14 protein-coding genes are annotated in these 15,965 nt (G+C 70.3%); 13 read left to right on the forward strand and 1 reads right to left on the reverse strand.

What is annotated here, in order from left to right; translation table 11 throughout:
- The first annotated feature begins 70 nt into the window (after positions 1-70).
- The 13 genes from ACQRWP_RS17595 to ACQRWP_RS17655 all read left to right on the forward strand — a co-directional run bounded on the left by ACQRWP_RS17595 (position 71) and on the right by ACQRWP_RS17655 (position 15,246).
- On the forward strand, positions 71-1,696 hold the full coding sequence (locus ACQRWP_RS17595) for a protein kinase domain-containing protein (protein ID WP_430496168.1): 1,626 nt from the start codon (positions 71-73) through the stop codon (positions 1,694-1,696).
- 103 nt (positions 1,697-1,799) lie between these two features.
- Positions 1,800-2,609 (forward strand): metal-dependent hydrolase, encoded by an 810-nt coding sequence (locus tag ACQRWP_RS17600; protein ID WP_430496170.1) that lies wholly within the window; start codon positions 1,800-1,802, stop codon positions 2,607-2,609.
- The gene (locus ACQRWP_RS17605) at positions 2,606-3,514 is read left to right on the forward strand and encodes an amidohydrolase family protein (protein ID WP_430496172.1); all 909 of its coding nucleotides are present in this window, start codon (positions 2,606-2,608) and stop codon (positions 3,512-3,514) included. The genes ACQRWP_RS17600 and ACQRWP_RS17605 overlap by 4 nt, the downstream gene beginning before the upstream one ends.
- A 282-nt stretch (positions 3,515-3,796) precedes the next feature.
- A complete protein-coding gene (locus ACQRWP_RS17610) occupies positions 3,797-4,828 on the forward strand; it encodes a LacI family DNA-binding transcriptional regulator (RefSeq protein WP_425696550.1) in 1,032 nt (343 codons plus the stop codon).
- A gap of 76 nt (positions 4,829-4,904) precedes the next feature.
- Positions 4,905-6,206, forward strand: coding sequence for an ABC transporter substrate-binding protein (locus ACQRWP_RS17615; RefSeq protein ID WP_430496174.1), 1,302 nt, complete (start codon positions 4,905-4,907; stop codon positions 6,204-6,206).
- A 67-nt stretch (positions 6,207-6,273) separates the two neighbouring features.
- Positions 6,274-7,242, forward strand: a complete 969-nt coding sequence (locus ACQRWP_RS17620; RefSeq protein WP_357191566.1) for a carbohydrate ABC transporter permease — start codon at positions 6,274-6,276, stop codon at positions 7,240-7,242.
- 1 nt (position 7,243) lies between these two features.
- Complete coding sequence (locus ACQRWP_RS17625) at positions 7,244-8,131, forward strand: carbohydrate ABC transporter permease (RefSeq protein ID WP_091404006.1); 888 nt, start codon at positions 7,244-7,246, stop codon at positions 8,129-8,131.
- Positions 8,128-10,359: an alpha-xylosidase gene (yicI, locus tag ACQRWP_RS17630; RefSeq protein ID WP_430496176.1), complete on the forward strand. Its 2,232-nt coding sequence runs from the start codon at positions 8,128-8,130 to the stop codon at positions 10,357-10,359. Before ACQRWP_RS17625 ends, yicI begins: the two co-directional genes overlap by 4 nt.
- On the forward strand, positions 10,356-11,753 hold the full coding sequence (locus ACQRWP_RS17635) for a GH1 family beta-glucosidase (RefSeq protein WP_430496178.1): 1,398 nt from the start codon (positions 10,356-10,358) through the stop codon (positions 11,751-11,753). The genes yicI and ACQRWP_RS17635 overlap by 4 nt, the downstream gene beginning before the upstream one ends.
- A gap of 75 nt (positions 11,754-11,828) precedes the next feature.
- Positions 11,829-12,785, forward strand: a complete 957-nt coding sequence (locus ACQRWP_RS17640; RefSeq protein ID WP_430496180.1) for a GlxA family transcriptional regulator — start codon at positions 11,829-11,831, stop codon at positions 12,783-12,785.
- A gap of 42 nt (positions 12,786-12,827) precedes the next feature.
- Positions 12,828-13,496 carry a DJ-1/PfpI family protein gene (locus tag ACQRWP_RS17645; protein WP_430496182.1) on the forward strand — a complete coding sequence of 223 codons (669 nt, stop codon included), beginning with the start codon at positions 12,828-12,830 and terminating at the stop codon, positions 13,494-13,496.
- 58 nt (positions 13,497-13,554) lie between these two features.
- The gene (locus tag ACQRWP_RS17650) at positions 13,555-14,391 is read left to right on the forward strand and encodes an alpha/beta fold hydrolase (RefSeq protein WP_430496184.1); all 837 of its coding nucleotides are present in this window, start codon (positions 13,555-13,557) and stop codon (positions 14,389-14,391) included.
- Between the two features lie 9 nt (positions 14,392-14,400).
- Complete coding sequence (locus ACQRWP_RS17655; protein ID WP_430496185.1) at positions 14,401-15,246, forward strand: helix-turn-helix domain-containing protein; 846 nt, start codon at positions 14,401-14,403, stop codon at positions 15,244-15,246.
- Here the strand turns inward: ACQRWP_RS17655 and ACQRWP_RS17660 are convergent.
- Positions 15,243-15,836, reverse strand: coding sequence for a nucleotidyltransferase family protein (locus ACQRWP_RS17660; RefSeq protein ID WP_410819247.1), 594 nt, complete (start codon positions 15,834-15,836; stop codon positions 15,243-15,245). The two genes, ACQRWP_RS17655 and ACQRWP_RS17660, sit on opposite strands and share 4 nt — an antisense overlap.
- Positions 15,837-15,965: the final 129 nt, after the last annotated feature.

Genomic DNA, 15,965 nt, shown 5'->3' on the forward strand with positions numbered 1-15,965 from the left:
CACTCAGTGGATGAGACAGCCCGCGTTGGTGGCTATCGTGGATCCCGGGGGTGACCGAGGGGGAGCGACCGTGCATCAGTTGCTGATCGCGGGTCGGTACCGGCTACTCGACCTGGTCGGCACCGGCGGAATGGGCCGGGTGTGGCTTGCTCGCGACGAGATGCTGCACCGCGACGTGGCGGTGAAGGAAATCGTGCCGCCGTCCTGGCTGGCCGAGACCGAGCGCGCGGAGTTGCGGCGCCGAACCCTGCGCGAGGCGCGCACCGCCGCCCGGCTCAACCATCCCAACGTGGTCCGCATCTACGACGTGGTGCACGACCGGGAGAGCCCCTGGATCGTGATGGAGTACGTGCCGTCGCGATCGGTGCAGCAGATCATCAGCGCCGAGGGGCCACTGAGCCCGCAGCGCACCGCCCGGATCGGGCTGGCGGTGCTCGCCGCGTTGCGGGCCGCGCACGCCGCCGGGGTGCTGCACCGCGACGTGAAGCCGCACAACGTGCTGGTGGCCGATGACGGGCGGGTGGTGCTCACCGACTTCGGGCTGGCCACCTTCGACGGCGGTGAGGGTGCGATGACCGGGCCCGGCACGGTGCTCGGCTCGCCGCAGTTCGTCGCCCCCGAACGGGCCCGCGAAGGGGTGTCCGACGCCCGCACCGACATGTGGTCGCTGGGCGCGACGCTCTACGCGACGGTCGAGGGGCAGTCACCGTACGCACGGTCGAGCGCGATGGCGACGCTCAGCGCGCTGGCCACCGAACCGCCGGATCCGATGCGTCGGGCCGGCCCGTTGCGTCCCGCCCTCCTCGGACTGTTGCAGCGCGACCCCTGGCGGCGGTTGACCGCCGTCGAGGCGGAGCCGCTGCTGCGCAGCGCCGCCGCGAGCCACGACGAGCCCGCCGTGCCGGTCCGGTCCTCGGCGGTCGCGGCGGTCCTCAGCGCCGGCCGGGCCATGACGCCCCAACCGGTCGAACCGGCGGCCCCGTCGGGCGAGCCGGCCAGGCCGACCCCGCGCCCGCGGCGCCGACCCGGCCGGCGGCGGCGCCTGATCGCCCTGGGTGGTGCGGCCACCGCTCTGCTCGTCGCGGGAGGCGTCACGCTGGCGCTGGTCAACCGGCACGATGATCGGACGCCACCATCCGGCTCGGGTGGTGGCGCGCCGACCCCCAGGCCGGCGGCGTTCGCCTGCGCGTCGTCCCCGTCACCGTCGGCGACCCCGGTGGTGGCAGTGTCACCGCCACCCGGCGTGAAATACGGACTGCGCGAGGGTTGGACCTGGTACGACGACCCGACCGGGTTCCGGATCGCCGTTCCGGTGGGGTGGGCGCGCTGGACCGAGGGCTCGGTGACCTGCTTCCGGAAATCCGGCGGGACCCGGGTGCTCAGCGTCGAGGTGGGGCCGGCCCGCCCGGATCCGGTGGCGCACTGGAAGGCCGAGGAGGCTCGGCTGACCGCGAGCGCGGCGCTGCCGGACTATCGCAAGGTGGACATCTCCGCGATGGACATCTTCGAGGGCGGCGCGGTGTGGGAGTGCGGCTGGCAGAACGCCCTCGGCGTTCCGGTGCACAGCTTCCGGCTGTTGGCCAACACCTCGGCCGACCGCTCCTACACCGTCTCGTGGTTGACAGAAGAGTTCGACTGGCAGGTCAACGCGGCATACTTGCCGATGATCCGGCAGAGCTTCACCCCCACCCTGTAACAAGGTCCGATGTGGACCTTCCGGGTGATGCCCCTGCGGCGCCGACGCTGACTACAGTGGCGTAGTTTTGGGCGCTCAAGATCCCTGGGGAGGGTGAGCCGAGATGATGGGACCGCAACACGCGCTGTCCGGCGCGGCGGTGTGGCTGGCTGGCTCCTGGGCGCTGGAGCAGTTCGCCGACTACCACCAGTCGCCGCTCGCGTTGGCGGTGGGCACCGCGGTGTGCGCCGGTGGCGCGCTCTTTCCCGACCTCGACATGTCGGGCAAGGTGACCAGGAACCAGGGTGGGGCCACCGTGGCCCGTACCTTCGGAGTCTTCTCGCTCTTCGCCGCCGAGGTGATGGAGAAGGTCTCCCTCGGGGTCTACTACGCCACCAAGCTCAGCAGGGACCCCCGCCGCAACAACGGGCACCGGACGCTGACCCACACGCTGCCGTTCACCCTGCTGGTTGGCTGGGGCACCACCGCGCTCTGCGCCGCGTACGGCAAGTGGGCGGTCATCACCATCCTGTTCTTCATGTTCGGCCTGGCGCTGCGCGGGCTGTTCGACGAGTGGGCCGAGCGGGCCGGTTGGGTGATCATCACTCTCGCGTCGGCCGGGGCGGCCTGGTTCACCTTCGCCAACCTGCCGGGCGGACGCGGCTATCCGCTGATCGGCACCGCGCTGGGCGTGGGCTGCTTCGTGCACATCCTCGGCGACATGATCACCAGAGCCGGCGTGCCGATCCTCTGGCCGATCCCGATCAAGCGGCGGATGTGGATGATGATCGGCCTGCCGAACAGCATCGCCCTGCGCGTCGGCAGCAAGGCCGAGGTGGTCGGGATGCGCATCGCACTGACCGTCGTCTCGGCGCTCGCCACCGTCGGCCTGATCGCGCCCTCGGTGCTGAGCCGATTCGACATCGACATATGACCGATGCGGCGCCGGTGGTCCCGCCGGCCGCGGACGAACGCGTGCCGGAGTTCTGCCGCGCCCTGGGGTTACCCGGCCTCGCCGACGTGCACGTGCACTTCCTGCCGCCACGCCTGCTGCGTCGGGTGTGGGCCTACTTCGACGCCGCCGGGCCGCTGGTCGGCACCGAGTGGCCGATCCTCTACCGGTGGAGCGACGCCGACCGGGTCGCGCACCTGCGCCGGCTCGGGGTGCGGGCGTTCAGCGCCCTGGCGTACGCGCACCGACCGGGCATGGCGGCGGAACTCAACCGCTGGACGCTGGATTTCGCCCGCGACACCCCCGGGTGCCTGGCCTCGGCCACGTTCTACCCCGAGCCGGACGCCCCCGGGTACGTCGAGGCGGCCCTCGCCGAAGGTGCCCGAGTGTTCAAGCTGCACCTACAGGTCGGCGGTTTCGCGCCGACCGATCCGGCGCTGGACCCGGTATGGGGGATGCTGTCCGACGCGGGTGTGCCGGTGGTGGTCCACGCCGGGCACGCCCCGGTGGGAACCGCCAACACCGGCCCGGACCCGTTCGCTGCCCTGCTCGCCCGCCACCCTCGGCTGACCGCCGTGGTGGCGCACATGGGCGCCCCGGACTACCGGGCCTTCCTGGACCTCGCCGAGACGTACGAGCAGGTCCGGCTGGACACCACAATGGCCTTCACGCCCTTCTTCGACCAGTTCGTCCCCTTCCCCGCCGAGGAGTTGCCCCGGTTGCGCGAGTTGGGGCTGGCCGGCAAGGTGCTGCTGGGCAGCGACTTCCCGAACATCCCGTACCCGTACGCCGACCAGGTGACCGGGCTGGCCCAACTGGACCTGGGCGACGACTGGCTACGTGCGGTCTGCTGGAACAGCGCCGCCACCCTCTTCAACCTGCCCTGACCCCCCGGCCCCGGCACCCCGCCGCTCCGCCCCGCGATCTTGCACTTTCTGCCCCGACACAAAGGGCATGTCCGTCCATATCGGCAACGGGAACTGCAAGATCGGCGCGGCCCGCACGCTACGCGGGGGCGCCGCGCACCCCGCTGAATTCTTTTCGACATCGGCTATTGACGTCGCCGTAACAGGTGGCCTAGCGTCCTGTCGAACCGCTTCGTCGAAACGCTTCGACGAAAGTTCGGGAGCGGTCCCACCCCAGGCCGGAGGAGGTGCGCGGTGGCCACCATGCATGACGTCGCCCGCCTCGCACAGGTCTCGGTCAGCACCGTCTCGTACGTGCTCACCGGCACCCGGCCGATCTCGCAGGCCACCCGCAACAAGGTGCTCGCCGCGATGGCGCAGCTCGACTACCAGCCCAACGCGATGGCCCGTGGGCTGGCCAGTCGCCGCAGCCGGATCCTGGGCCTGCTGATGCCGATGGACGAACGCGGCCTCGGCGCCACCGAGACCGCCTTCGTCACTGGCGCCGCCGCCGCGGCCAGCGTCGCCGGCTACCACCTGGTGCTCTCGCCGGTCGGCGGGGGCGACCTCGACGACCTGCGTCGGCTGGCCAGTCAGCGGATGCTCGACGGGGTCGTGCTGATGGAGGTCCAGCTGGCCGACGAGCGGGTCACAGTGCTCCAGGAGGCAGGGGTGCCGCTGGTGCTGATCGGCCGCACCGGCGACACCAGCACGCTCTCCTACGTCGACATCGACTTCGACCAGACCGTCCGGGAGGCCGTCGCGCACCTGGTCGGCCTGGGGCACCGGCGGATCGTCTACGTCAACCACTCGGCCGCCACGCTGGCCAGCGGTTACGGGCCCGCGTTGCGTACCCGTGACGCCTTCACCGCGGCGATGACCGGGCACGGCCTGGAGCCGGTGATGATCGCGGCCGAGGACAGCGCCGCCGGCGGGCGGGCCGCCCTGGCCGCCGCGTTCGCGCAGGCCCCGGAGCTGACCGCTGTGTTGGCCATGAACGAGACGGCGATCTTCGGCATCCTCGGCGAGCTGACCGGCCGCGGGTTGTCGGTGCCCGACGACGTCTCCGTCGTCTCGATGGTCACCTCACCGCAGGTCGCCGAACTGGCGACCCCGGCGCTGACCGCGATGACGTCACCCGGTTCGGCGCTCGGCCGGATCGCGATCGAGGCGCTGACGCGCCACCTGGATGGCCCCGCCGACCTTCGTCACCAGCAACTGCTGCCGTGCGCGTTGGAGATCCGGGGTTCGACCGCCGCGCCCCGAAGCCGCCAACCAATGGGGGCCGATCAGTAAATGGCCCGCCGCCGCGCTGCAACGCGACGACGGGCCCCGTGAAGTACCGGCTAGATACTCAACGAGGAGGATGCTAATGCAGCGATTCCGTCGGCTCGTCGCCGCGATCGCCCTGGCGGCGACCGCGACGACCACCGTGGCCGCCTGTGGCGGTGGTGACAACGGGGACAGCGACGCCAAGGTTCTCAAGCTCTGGCACTACGAGAGCGAGAACAGCGCCATGGGGATCGGCTGGAACCGGGCGATCGAGATCTTCAAGTCCGAGCACCCGGGCGTCGAGGTGCGCTTCGAGCGCAAGGCGTTCGAGCAGATCCAGCAGAACGCTGGCATGATCATCAACTCGTCCGAGGGCCCGGACATCATGGAGTACAACAAGGGCAACGCGACCGCCGGGCTGCTCTCCTCCCAGGGCCTGCTGGCCGACCTGAGCAGCGAGGCCGACAAGCGCGGCTGGGCCGGCAAGCTCAGCCCCAGCCTGCAGACCACCGCCCGGTACAGCGACAAGGGCGTGATGGGCTCCGGCAAGTGGTTCGGTGTGCCGAACTACGGCGAGTACGTCACGGTCTACTACAACAAGGACCTGTTCCAGCAGAACGGCGTCAAGGTCCCGACCACGATGGCCGAGATGACCGCCGCGATGGACACCTTCGTCGGCAAGGGCATCACCCCGCTGGGCATGGCCGGCGCCGAGTACCCGGCCGGGCAGCTCTTCTACCAGCTTGCCCTCTCCAAGGGCGACCGGCAGTTCGTCGACAACTACCAGCTCTACAAGAACCCGGTCGACTTCAAGGCCGACCCGCTCAAGTACGGCGCGGACACCTTCGCCCAGTGGGTGCAGAAGGGCTACGTCGCGAAGAACTCGGCCAGCCTCAAGGCCGAGGACATGGGCACCGCTTTCATCGGCGGCAAGGTTCCGATGATCGTCTCGGGTAGCTGGTGGTACGGCCGGTTCAAGACCGAGATGAAGGCCAACTGGGACACCTTCCTCTTCCCCGGCAACACCCTTCAGGCCGGCTCCTCCGGCAACCTCTGGGTGGTTCCGGAGAACAGCAAGGCCAAGAGCCTGGCGTACGACTTCATCGACATCACCCTGCGTCCGGAGATCCAGGACCTGATCGGCAACAACGGTGGTGTTCCGGTCGCCGCTGACGCGTCGAAGATCAGCGACCCGAAGGACCGCAAGCTGATCGAGGACTTCAACACGGTCAGCAAGCAGGACGGGCTCGCCTTCTACCCGGACTGGCCGGTCCCCGGCTACTACGACGTGCTGGTCTCCGGCTTCCAGGGTCTGATCAACGGCTCGAAGTCGCCCGACCAGGTCCTCGACACGATCGCCAAGCCGTACGCCGATGGCGTCAAGGAGATCACCGGCAAGTGACACGGCGAGCGGCGGGCGCGACCGGCACGACCGGCGCGCCCGCCCGCCCCGCCGGGAAGGATCTTCCATGGCAGTCTCCGAGACGGTCGCCGCCACACCGCCGGCCGCGACCCCCACCCCGCCCGCGCCCAGCCGCAGACGCCGCGGCCGCAACGCGGCGTACTGGCTCTACCTGCTCCCCGGAGCGGTGCTCTTTCTCCTGGTCATCGGCGCGCCGCTGGTCGGCACCCTCTACCTGTCGCTGACCAAGTGGTCCGGCATCGGCGACCCCAGGTGGGTCGGCCTGGACAACTACCAGCAGTTGCTGCAGGACGACGTGTTCTGGGCGTCGTTCCGCAACACCGTCTGGATGCTCGTCGCGATGGTGGTGGTGCCCACAGTGCTCGGGCTGCTGCTCGCCGCGGTGCTCTTCGACGTCATCGGCCGCCGGTTCAAGCCCCGCACCGCCGCCGCGCTGCGGGCCGCGTTCTACCTTCCGCAGGTGCTGCCCGTCGTGGTGGCCGGCATCGTCTGGGGCTGGATCCTCCGCCCCGACGGCGCGTTCAACAGCCTCCTCGACGCGGTCGGTCTCGGCGCGTTACGCCACGACTGGCTCGGCGACCCGGGCACCGCCCTGCCGGCCGTAATGGCCGTGATGATCTGGGTGCAGATCGGCTACCCGGTGGTCGTCTTCATGGCGGCGTTGCAGCGGGTCGACCCCGAGCTGTACGAGGCGGCCGAGGTCGACGGCGCGAACTGGCTGCACCGGTTCCGGGCGATCACCCTTCCGCAGATCCGGCCGGAGACCTTCGTGGTGGCCCTGACCTGCACCATCGCCGCGTTGAAGGTGTTCGGGCCGATCTTCGCCCTGACCCGGGGCGGCCCGGACAACGCCACGAACGTGCCGTCGTACTTCGCCTACTACACGTTCTTCAAGAAGCTGCAGGTCGGTTACGGCTCCGCGATCTCCATGGTGCTGACACTGATCATCGTGGTGGTGGCCGGGGTCTTCATCTGGATGCAGGCCCGCAGCGAGCGCCGGGACCGGGGGTTCTGACATGGCCGTCACGCTCACACCGAGCACCGCGCCGGTGACGCCGGCCCGGCCCGTACGCGATCGACACCACCGCGGCGTCAGCCGCTGGGTGGTGCTCGCCCTGGTCACCCTCGGCGCGCTCGTCATGCTGGTGCCGTTCGCGTTCATGCTGCTCAACGCGTTCAAGTCGCCCGGTGACTACTCGTCGGGCGGCCCGCTGAGCTGGCCGACGGAGTTCTACACCAAGGGTCTGCGCACGTACTGGACCGAGGTGAACTTCCCGCTCAAGTTCTGGAACTCGGCGGTCATCGCCGGCTCGGTGGCCGTGCTCGGCGTCGCCGTGTCGCTGCTCAACGCGTACGCGCTGGGCATCGGCCGGGTCCGGGGCCGGCTGTGGATCGTCGGGCTCTTCCTGCTGGCCAACATGCTGCCGCAGGAGGCGCTGATCTACCCGCTGTACTACGTGGCGAAGCAGGTCGGTCTCTACAACACCCAGCTCTCGGTGATCATCATCTTCACCGTGATCCAGAGCGCGTTCGGCACCTACCTGCTCGCCTCGGTGATGGGCACGTTCCCGCGCTCGCTGCTGGAGGCCGCCGCGCTGGACGGCGCCGGCAAGTGGACGGTGCTGTGGCGGGTGGTCTTCCCCAACCTGCGGCCCACCCTCGCGGTGCTGCTCATCTTCTTCTTCATCTGGACGTGGAACGAGTTCCTCATCCCGCTGGTCATGCTGATCGACAACCAGACGCAGACCATTCCGGTCGCGCTCGCGTCGTTGCAGGGCGACCGGCTGATGGACGCTCCGACCACCAACGCCGGCGCGCTGATCAGCCTGGTGCCGGCCATCCTCTTCTTCCTCATCTTCCAGCGCACTCTGGCGCGCGGCATCACGGCAGGAGCCGAGAAGTGAAGTTCACCGACGGGTACTGGCAGCTGCGCCCCGGCGTCAGCGTCCTGCGCCCCGGCACCGTGGAGTCGATCGAGCCGGACGAGCGCGGCTTCACCGTCTTCGCACCGACCGGCCAGATCACCGGACGCGGCGACACCCTCAACCGCCCGCTGGTCACCGTCCGGTTCTTCTCCCCCGCCCCCGGCGTCATCGGGGTGACCATCGCCCACCACACCGGAGGGCTGCCCCGCGAGCCGCACTTCGGGCTGAGCACCGACGAGACCCACCCGGTCACCGTCGACGTCACCGGGCTCAGCGCGACGCTGACCACCGGCGAGCTGACCGCGCGGGTCGCGCTCATCGACGGGTGGCGGGTCGACTTCCTGCACGGCGACCGGCTGGTCACCGCGTCCACCGCGCGCAGCATCGGCGTCGTCACCGACGCCGAGGGCCGCCGGCACGTACACGAACGGCTCGCCCTCGGTGTCGGTGAGACGGTGTACGGGTTGGGCGAGCGCTTCGGCCCGTTCGTCAAGAACGGGCAGACCGTCGACATCTGGAACGCCGACGGGGGCACCGCCAGCGAGCAGGCGTACAAGAACGTGCCGTTCTACCTGAGCAGCGCCGGCTACGGGGTCTTCGTGGACCACCCGGAGCACGTGTCGTTCGAGGTCGGCTCCGAGGTCGTCACGCAGACCCAGTTCAGCGTCGAGGGCCAGTCGCTCACCTACTACGTCATCGACGGGCCCCAGCCGAAGGACGTGCTGCGCCGGTACACCGCGCTCACCGGCCGCCCGGCCCGGATCCCCGCCTGGTCGTACGGCCTCTGGCTGTCCACCTCGTTCACCACCTCGTACGACGAGAAGACGGTGACCGAGTTCGTCGACGGGATGGCCGAGCGGGGGCTGCCGCTGTCGGTGTTCCACTTCGACTGCTTCTGGATGCGTCAGTTCCACTGGGTCGACTTCGTCTGGGACCCGGCGACCTTCCCCGACCCGGAGGGCATGCTGCGCCGGCTGCACGAGCGCGACCTGAAGGTGTGCGTCTGGATCAACCCGTACATCGCGCAGCGCTCGTACCTCTTCGAGGAAGGCCGCGAGGCCGGTTACCTGGTGCGCAACCCGGACGGTTCGGTCTGGCAGTGGGACAAGTGGCAGGCCGGCATGGCGCTTGTCGACTTCACCAACCCAGAAGCGGTCCGCTGGTTCACCGGCAAGCTCAAGGCGCTGCTGGACATGGGCGTCGACTGTTTCAAGACGGACTTCGGCGAGCGCATCCCGACCGACGTGGTGTGGCACGACGGCTCGGACCCGCAGCGGATGCACAACTACTACTCGTACCTCTACAACAAGGCGGTCTTCGAGCTGCTGGAGACCGAGCGCGGCGAGGGCGAGGCGGTGCTGTTCGCCCGCTCGGCCACCGCCGGCGGGCAGCAGTTCCCGGTGCACTGGGGCGGCGACTGCGAGTCGACGTTCGTCGCGATGGCCGAGTCGCTGCGCGGCGGGTTGTCGCTGGCGGCGTCCGGCTTCGGCTACTGGAGCCACGACATCGGCGGCTTCGAGGGCACCCCCGACCCGGCGGTGTTCAAGCGGTGGGTCGCCTTCGGGCTGCTCTCCTCACACTCCCGGCTGCACGGGTCCGGCTCGTACCGGGTGCCGTGGGCGTACGACGAGGAGGCCGTGGACGTGCTGCGGCACTTCACCCACCTCAAGCTCGGCCTGATGCCGTACCTGGCGGCCGCCGCCCAGGAGGCACACCGCGACGGGACGCCGGTGATGCGGCCGATGTTCCTGGAGTTCCCGGACGACCCGGCGACGGCGCACCTGGACCGGCAGTACATGCTCGGCCCGGACGTGCTGGTCGCCCCGGTACTCAGCGCCGACGGCGACGTCACGTACTACGTACCCGCCGGCACCTGGACGCACCTGGTCACCGGCGCGCAGGTCACCGGCCCGGCCTGGCTGACCGAGAAGCACGACTTCGACAGCCTGCCGGTGCTGGCCCGTCCGGGCGCGGTCATCCCGTTCGGCTCGCGCACCGACCGACCGGACTACGAGTGGGCCGACGATGTGCGGCTGCGGGTGTACGCACCGACCGAGGGGCAGCGGACCCGGGTACGGGTACCGTCACCCGGCAACGGGCCGGGCGCCGAGTTCGACGTGCGCTACGAGGGTGGGACGGCCAGCGCCGAACTGGTGGCCGGCACCTCGACGGGCTACATCTGCGAGATCCAGGGGACGGAACGATGACGCAACACCACTTCCCGGAGAGCTTCATCTGGGGCTCGGCGACGGCCGCGTACCAGATCGAGGGCGCGGCGACCGAGGACGGGCGCGGACCGTCCATCTGGGACACCTACAGCCACACACCCGGCCGGACCCTCAACGGTGACACCGGTGACGTGGCCGCCGACCATTACCACCGGTGGGCCGACGACCTCGGGCACATCGCCGACCTCGGGCTCGACGCGTACCGGTTCTCCATCTCCTGGCCCCGGGTGCAGCCGGGCGGCTCGGGCCGGTTCAACCAGGCCGGCATCGACTTCTACTCGCGGCTGGTGGACGGGCTGCTCGAGCGGGGCGTCCGCCCGGTGGCCACCATGTACCACTGGGACCTGCCGCAGGAGTTGGAGGACGCCGGCGGGTGGGCGGCGCGGGAGACCGCGTTGCGCTTCCAGGAGTACGCGGCGGGCATCGTCGGCGCGCTGGGCGACCGGGTGCACACCTGGACGACGCTGAACGAGCCGTGGTGCTCCGCGTACCTGGGCTACGCCTCCGGCGTGCACGCGCCGGGGCGGACCGAGCCGGCGGCGGCGCTGGCCGCGGTGCACCACCTCAACCTCGCGCACGGCCTGGCCGGCCGGGTGGTCCGGGAGCTGGCCCCGTCCGCCGAGCTGTCGGTGACGCTGAACCTGCACGTCATCCGGGGCGCGTCCGACTCGGCCGCCGACCAGGACGCGGTCCGGCGGATCGACGCGTTGGCGAACCGGGCGTTCCTCGGCCCGATGCTGGACGGGGAGTACCCGGCCGACCTGCTGGCCGACACCGCCTCCGTCACCGACTGGTCGTTCGTCCGCGAGGGCGACGAGAAGCTGATCGCGGTGCCGCTGGACGTGCTCGGGGTCAACTACTACTCCAGCACCCTGGTCCGGGCCTGGGACGGGGTCTCGGCCCGCTCCGACGCCGACGGGCACGGCGCGTCGACGTCGACGCCGTGGGTCGCCGCGGAGAACGTCGACTTCCTGCCGCAGCCCGGCCCGTACACGGCGATGGGTTGGAACATCGACCCGCCGGCGCTGACCGAGCTGCTGCTGCGCCTCCAGCGCGAATACCCCAGCCAGCCCATGATGATCACCGAGAACGGCGCGGCGTTCGACGATGTGGTGTCGGCCGACGGCCGGATCCACGACGAGCGGCGGATCGACTACCTGCGTCGGCACATCGGCGCGATGGCCGACGCCCGCGCGCAGGGCGCGGATGTGCGCGGCTACTTCCTCTGGTCACTGCTGGACAACTTCGAGTGGGGCTACGGCTACGACCGTCGCTTCGGCATCATCCGGGTCGACTACGACACCCAGGTACGCACCTGGAAGGACAGCGCCCACTGGTACCAGCGCCTCGCCGCCACCGGTCGTCTCGACTGACGCCTCCAGCGGGGTGTCACTATCCGTGGGTACGGCGTCATTGCGCCATGATCGCTCGGCCCACAGACTCAGGGCATGGTTGAGCGCGTCACCGTTGTCGCCTTTCCGGGCGTGCAGTCCCTCGACATCGCCGGGCCGTGGGAGGTCCTGACCGGGGCGAACCGGCATCGGGCAGCACGTGGTGAGCAACCCGCGTATGACCTGAGGCTGACGGGCACGGAGGTCAAGGTGGCGTCCGAGAGCGGCCTCGTCATGGTGGCCGAGGCGCTCGGAGAGCCTGTCCGCGCCGGCACCCTCGTCGTTCCCGGCGGCCGTACGGCGGCCGCCGGGAACGAGCACGCCGACCTCGTCGCCTGGTTGCGGGAGTGCCGTCCCACCAGGTTGTTGTCGATCTGTTCCGGAGCGTTTCTCTGCGCACGCGCTGGGTTGCTCAGCGGTCGCCGGGTTGCCACCCACTGGTCCGTGTCCAGGGACCTCGGACGGCGGTTTCCCGATCTCACCGTCGACCACGACGCTCTCTACGTGCACGACGGCCCGGTATGGACATCGGGTGGTGTCACGGCAGGAATCGACCTGGCACTGGCTGTCGTGGCGGCCGACCACGGAGCACGAGTCGCCCAGGAGATCGCGCGCTGGCTGGTGATGTTCCTGCATCGGCCCGGACAGCAGACCCAGTTCTCCGGCCCGGTGTGGTTGGAACGCGCCACGGAGAAGCGGGTAGCCGCCGTTCAGCGTGCCATCGAGGCCGACCCGACGGCGACACACCGCGTCGATGACCTTGCCGCGCAGTTCGCCATGTCACCTCGACACTTCCAGCGCCTCTTCGCACGTGAGACGGGACTCACCGTCGGGCGATACCTCACCGAGCTTCGCCTGGAGAGCGCCAAACGCCTTCTGGTGCAGTCCGACCTCGCCCTCGATGCGGTGGCGGCCAGGTCGGGATTCGGGTCCGCCGAGTCTCTTCGACGTGTCTTCGGCGAACGACTCGGCACGACCCCTGGCGCGTTCCGCGAACGCTTCTCGATGCTCTGACCGCATCAGACAGCCCATCGCTCTACACCGAAAGGACCTCTGGTGACCCACGTCGTCATCCCTCTGTACGAGCGATTCACCGCGCTGGACGTCATCGGCGTCTATCAGCCACTGGCCCTCACCCCGGGCATCGACGTGGTCCTGGTCGCCGAACGCCCCGGTCCCGTCCGGGACGACTGCGGGATGGTCTCCCTGGTGGCCGAGATCGCGCTCGAAGACGTGGAAGCGACCGACGTTCTCGTCGTCCCGGGAGGACCAGGGACCGTTCCGGCTCTCACCGGGCCACTGCCGGGCTGGATCCGACGCATCCACGAAACGACGACGTTCACGACCTCCGTGTGCTCCGGCTCGATCCTGCTGGGGGCCGCCGGGCTACTCACGGGCCGGCGGGGCACCAGCCACTACCTCGCAGCCCAGGCGTTGGTCCGCTTCGGCGCCGAGCCGACGGACCAGCGGGTCGTCGAAGAACCGGACGCGCGCATCATCACGGCGGCCGGTGTGTCGAGCGGCATCGACATGGGACTTAGACTCGTCGAACTCCTCACCGACCGGACGACCGCAGAGGCCGTCCAGCTGTGGATGGAATACGACCCACAACCGCCATTCGACAGCGGCCACCCGTCCCGCGCGACCCCCGAGGTGCTCGCCCGAGCGGCGGCGTACGACAGCGCGGCCAGGGTGGCGCACGCGGGGCCGCCTGCACCCCGGTGAACTTCGCGGTGACATTTGTCCAAGACACACGACCGGCGGCCCGGGCATCGTCGTTGCCATGAGCGAGTACGACGGTGCGCGGTCGCAGAAAATGCACGTGGTGCACGACGGCCCGCCGGAGGCGCCGCCGCTGTTGCTGATCCACGGATCGGGGATGTCCGGCGCCTCCTGGAATCCGGTGGTGCCGGCACTCGCCGACCACCACCACGTCATCCGGGTGGACCTCCCGGGCTGTGGCCGGTCTCCGGCCTCGCCGTCGTACGCGGTGCCCGACCAGGCCGACCGGGTGGCGGCGGTGCTCGACGACCTCGGCGTCCGGTCCGTCATCGCGATCGGACATTCCAGCGGCGGCTACATCGTCACCGCGCTCGCCGAACGACGCCCGGACCTGGTGCGCTCGCTCGCACTGGTCAGCACCGGCCCGAGTCCCGACGCTCTGCTCCCACAGCCGGCCCTGCTCCGGGCCCTGCTGGCTCCGCCGCTGGGTCCGCTTCTCTGGGCGCGGCGATCGGACGCCATGATCCGCAGGGGCATCAGCGTCACCTGCGCGCGTCCGGTCGACGTTCCGGACGACCTGGTCAGCGACGTCCGACACCTCACGTACCGCACGCTGAGGTCGGTGCTACGCGCCTACGACGCGTACATCGAGGAGCGGAGCGTGCCCGAGCGCCTTGCCGCTCTCGACGTCCCGGTGCTGGTGGTCTTCGGCGGCGGCGACCCCCGCTGGGAGCCGTCGTCGGCGCACCGGTACGACGCGGTGCCGAGGGCGCGGGTCGAGTTGCTGCCCGGCGTCGGACACGTACCCATGCTGGAAGCACCCGAGGCGACCAGCAGGCTGCTGCCGGGCTTCACGGCAACGGCCGCGGGCACCCCACCGGCGACCCCGACTGCCTAGACTCGGCAGATGCGGCCGATGGGGACGACCCCGCTCGACTGGTCGTTGGTGGACGTGGTGGTCCCGCGCCCGTCGGCCCGGTTGCCGGGGGTTCGCATGGCCGGGTTCCGGCACCGCGCCTGCGCACCGGTGGACATCGCCATGGTCGCGCACCCGTCGATCACCCTGATCGTCGACCTCAGCGAGGAAACGGGCCTCACCTACGCCGTGGACGGCCAGCACAGAAGTGGCAGCGCCGTCGTCGGCCTGCTTCCCGGCGACCTCCGGGCGACCGGCCGAGGGTTCGGCGAGTGCCTCCAGATCCGGCTGGAGCCGGTCGCCGTGGCCGCCGTGCTCGGCGCGTCGACGGAGATCTGCGGGGCGGTGGTTTCCCTCGACGACGTCTGGGGCCGCGCCGCCGAACGGGCCGAGGCCAGGCTGCGCGGCACCGCGTCCTGGGACGAACGGTTCGCCATCGCCACGGAGATGCTCGGCCGGCGGCTGGACGCCCGTCGAGCGCCCGATCCGGAGGTCGCCCACGCCTGGCGGCGGACCCGCACCAGCCGAGGCCGGGTACGGGTCGACAGCCTGGCCGAAGAGGTCGGCTGGAGCCGCAAGCGCCTGCTGTCCCGCTTTCGGTCCCAGCTGGGCATCACACCCAAACGCGCCGCCCGCCTGGTGCGGTTCGACCACGCCGCGCACCTGCTCGCCGCAGGCCACTCCGCCGCCACTGCTGCCACCGAGAGCGGCTACGTCGACCAGTCACACCTGCACCGCGACGTGTTGGAGTTCGCCGGGCAGACGCCCACGGCGGTGGCCGCCGCGCCGTGGCTCGCGATCGACCACGTGGCGTGGCCCGCGCCCTCGACCGCCTAGACCCCGACGCGCTGCGGCGGGACGGTGAGCCCGTAGAGCTCCATCAGCTCCGGGGTGTCGATCCGGCTGCCGTCGGCCACCGAGTCGCAGGCGATGTCGACGATCTGGTCCTTGTGCGCCAACAGGTACGGCCGGGCGCCCACGTCGGCGCTGGCCAAAGTGGCGATGCCGGGCCAGTGCCGGCGGCCGAACAGCATCGGGTAGCCGCGCAACCCGTCATAGGTGGCGCAGACCAGCACGTCCGGGTACGGCAGCGCGGCCACCCGGCTGACCGCCTCGGCGGTCAGGCCCGGCATGTCGACCGGGACCACCACCACCGCCTCGATCCCCTCGTCGTCCATGGCGGCCAGGCCGGCCCGGATGGACGAGCCGACTCCGGTGCCCCACGCCTTGTTGATCACAACGGTGGCCTTGCCCAGGTCAGCGGTCTCCTGGACCTGCTCGGCGGCGGCACCCAGGACGACCACGATCTGCTCGCAGCCCGCCTCGGTCATCGTGTCGATCATCTGATTCACCAGGGGCTTGCCGCCCTGGTGCAGCAGCGCCTCGGGACCACCGATCCGTCGTCCCCCGCCTGCGGCGATGATCATTCCTGCGATCCGGTTCAGCTGCGCCCCCTCCAGCACGGGACGGACCGTGACCGATCCGTCCCCTCCTACGGACACTGCAACGAGGACGGCCAGCCGAGGGTGGCGGGGCGAAAAGGAGAAATAGCACAA

Origin of the sequence: Micromonospora trifolii (genome assembly GCF_050516465.1) — a bacterium.
Lineage (GTDB): Bacteria > Actinomycetota > Actinomycetes > Mycobacteriales > Micromonosporaceae > Micromonospora > Micromonospora trifolii.

Bases quoted from the DNA above. Each gene is read 5' to 3' on its own strand.
- ACQRWP_RS17600 (WP_430496170.1), top strand. From the start codon at position 1,800: ATGATGGGACCGCAACACGCGCTGTCCGGCGCGGCGGTGTGGCTGGCT.
- ACQRWP_RS17605 (WP_430496172.1), top strand. From the start codon at position 2,606: ATGACCGATGCGGCGCCGGTGGTCCCGCCGGCCGCGGACGAACGCGTG.
- ACQRWP_RS17610 (WP_425696550.1), top strand. From the start codon at position 3,797: ATGCATGACGTCGCCCGCCTCGCACAGGTCTCGGTCAGCACCGTCTCG.
- ACQRWP_RS17615 (WP_430496174.1), top strand. From the start codon at position 4,905: ATGCAGCGATTCCGTCGGCTCGTCGCCGCGATCGCCCTGGCGGCGACC.
- ACQRWP_RS17620 (WP_357191566.1), top strand. From the start codon at position 6,274: ATGGCAGTCTCCGAGACGGTCGCCGCCACACCGCCGGCCGCGACCCCC.
- ACQRWP_RS17625 (WP_091404006.1), top strand. From the start codon at position 7,244: ATGGCCGTCACGCTCACACCGAGCACCGCGCCGGTGACGCCGGCCCGG.
- ACQRWP_RS17635 (WP_430496178.1), top strand. From the start codon at position 10,356: ATGACGCAACACCACTTCCCGGAGAGCTTCATCTGGGGCTCGGCGACG.
- ACQRWP_RS17640 (WP_430496180.1), top strand. From the start codon at position 11,829: ATGGTTGAGCGCGTCACCGTTGTCGCCTTTCCGGGCGTGCAGTCCCTC.
- ACQRWP_RS17650 (WP_430496184.1), top strand. From the start codon at position 13,555: ATGAGCGAGTACGACGGTGCGCGGTCGCAGAAAATGCACGTGGTGCAC.
- ACQRWP_RS17655 (WP_430496185.1), top strand. From the start codon at position 14,401: ATGCGGCCGATGGGGACGACCCCGCTCGACTGGTCGTTGGTGGACGTG.
- ACQRWP_RS17660 (WP_410819247.1), bottom strand. From the start codon at position 15,836: ATGATCATCGCCGCAGGCGGGGGACGACGGATCGGTGGTCCCGAGGCG.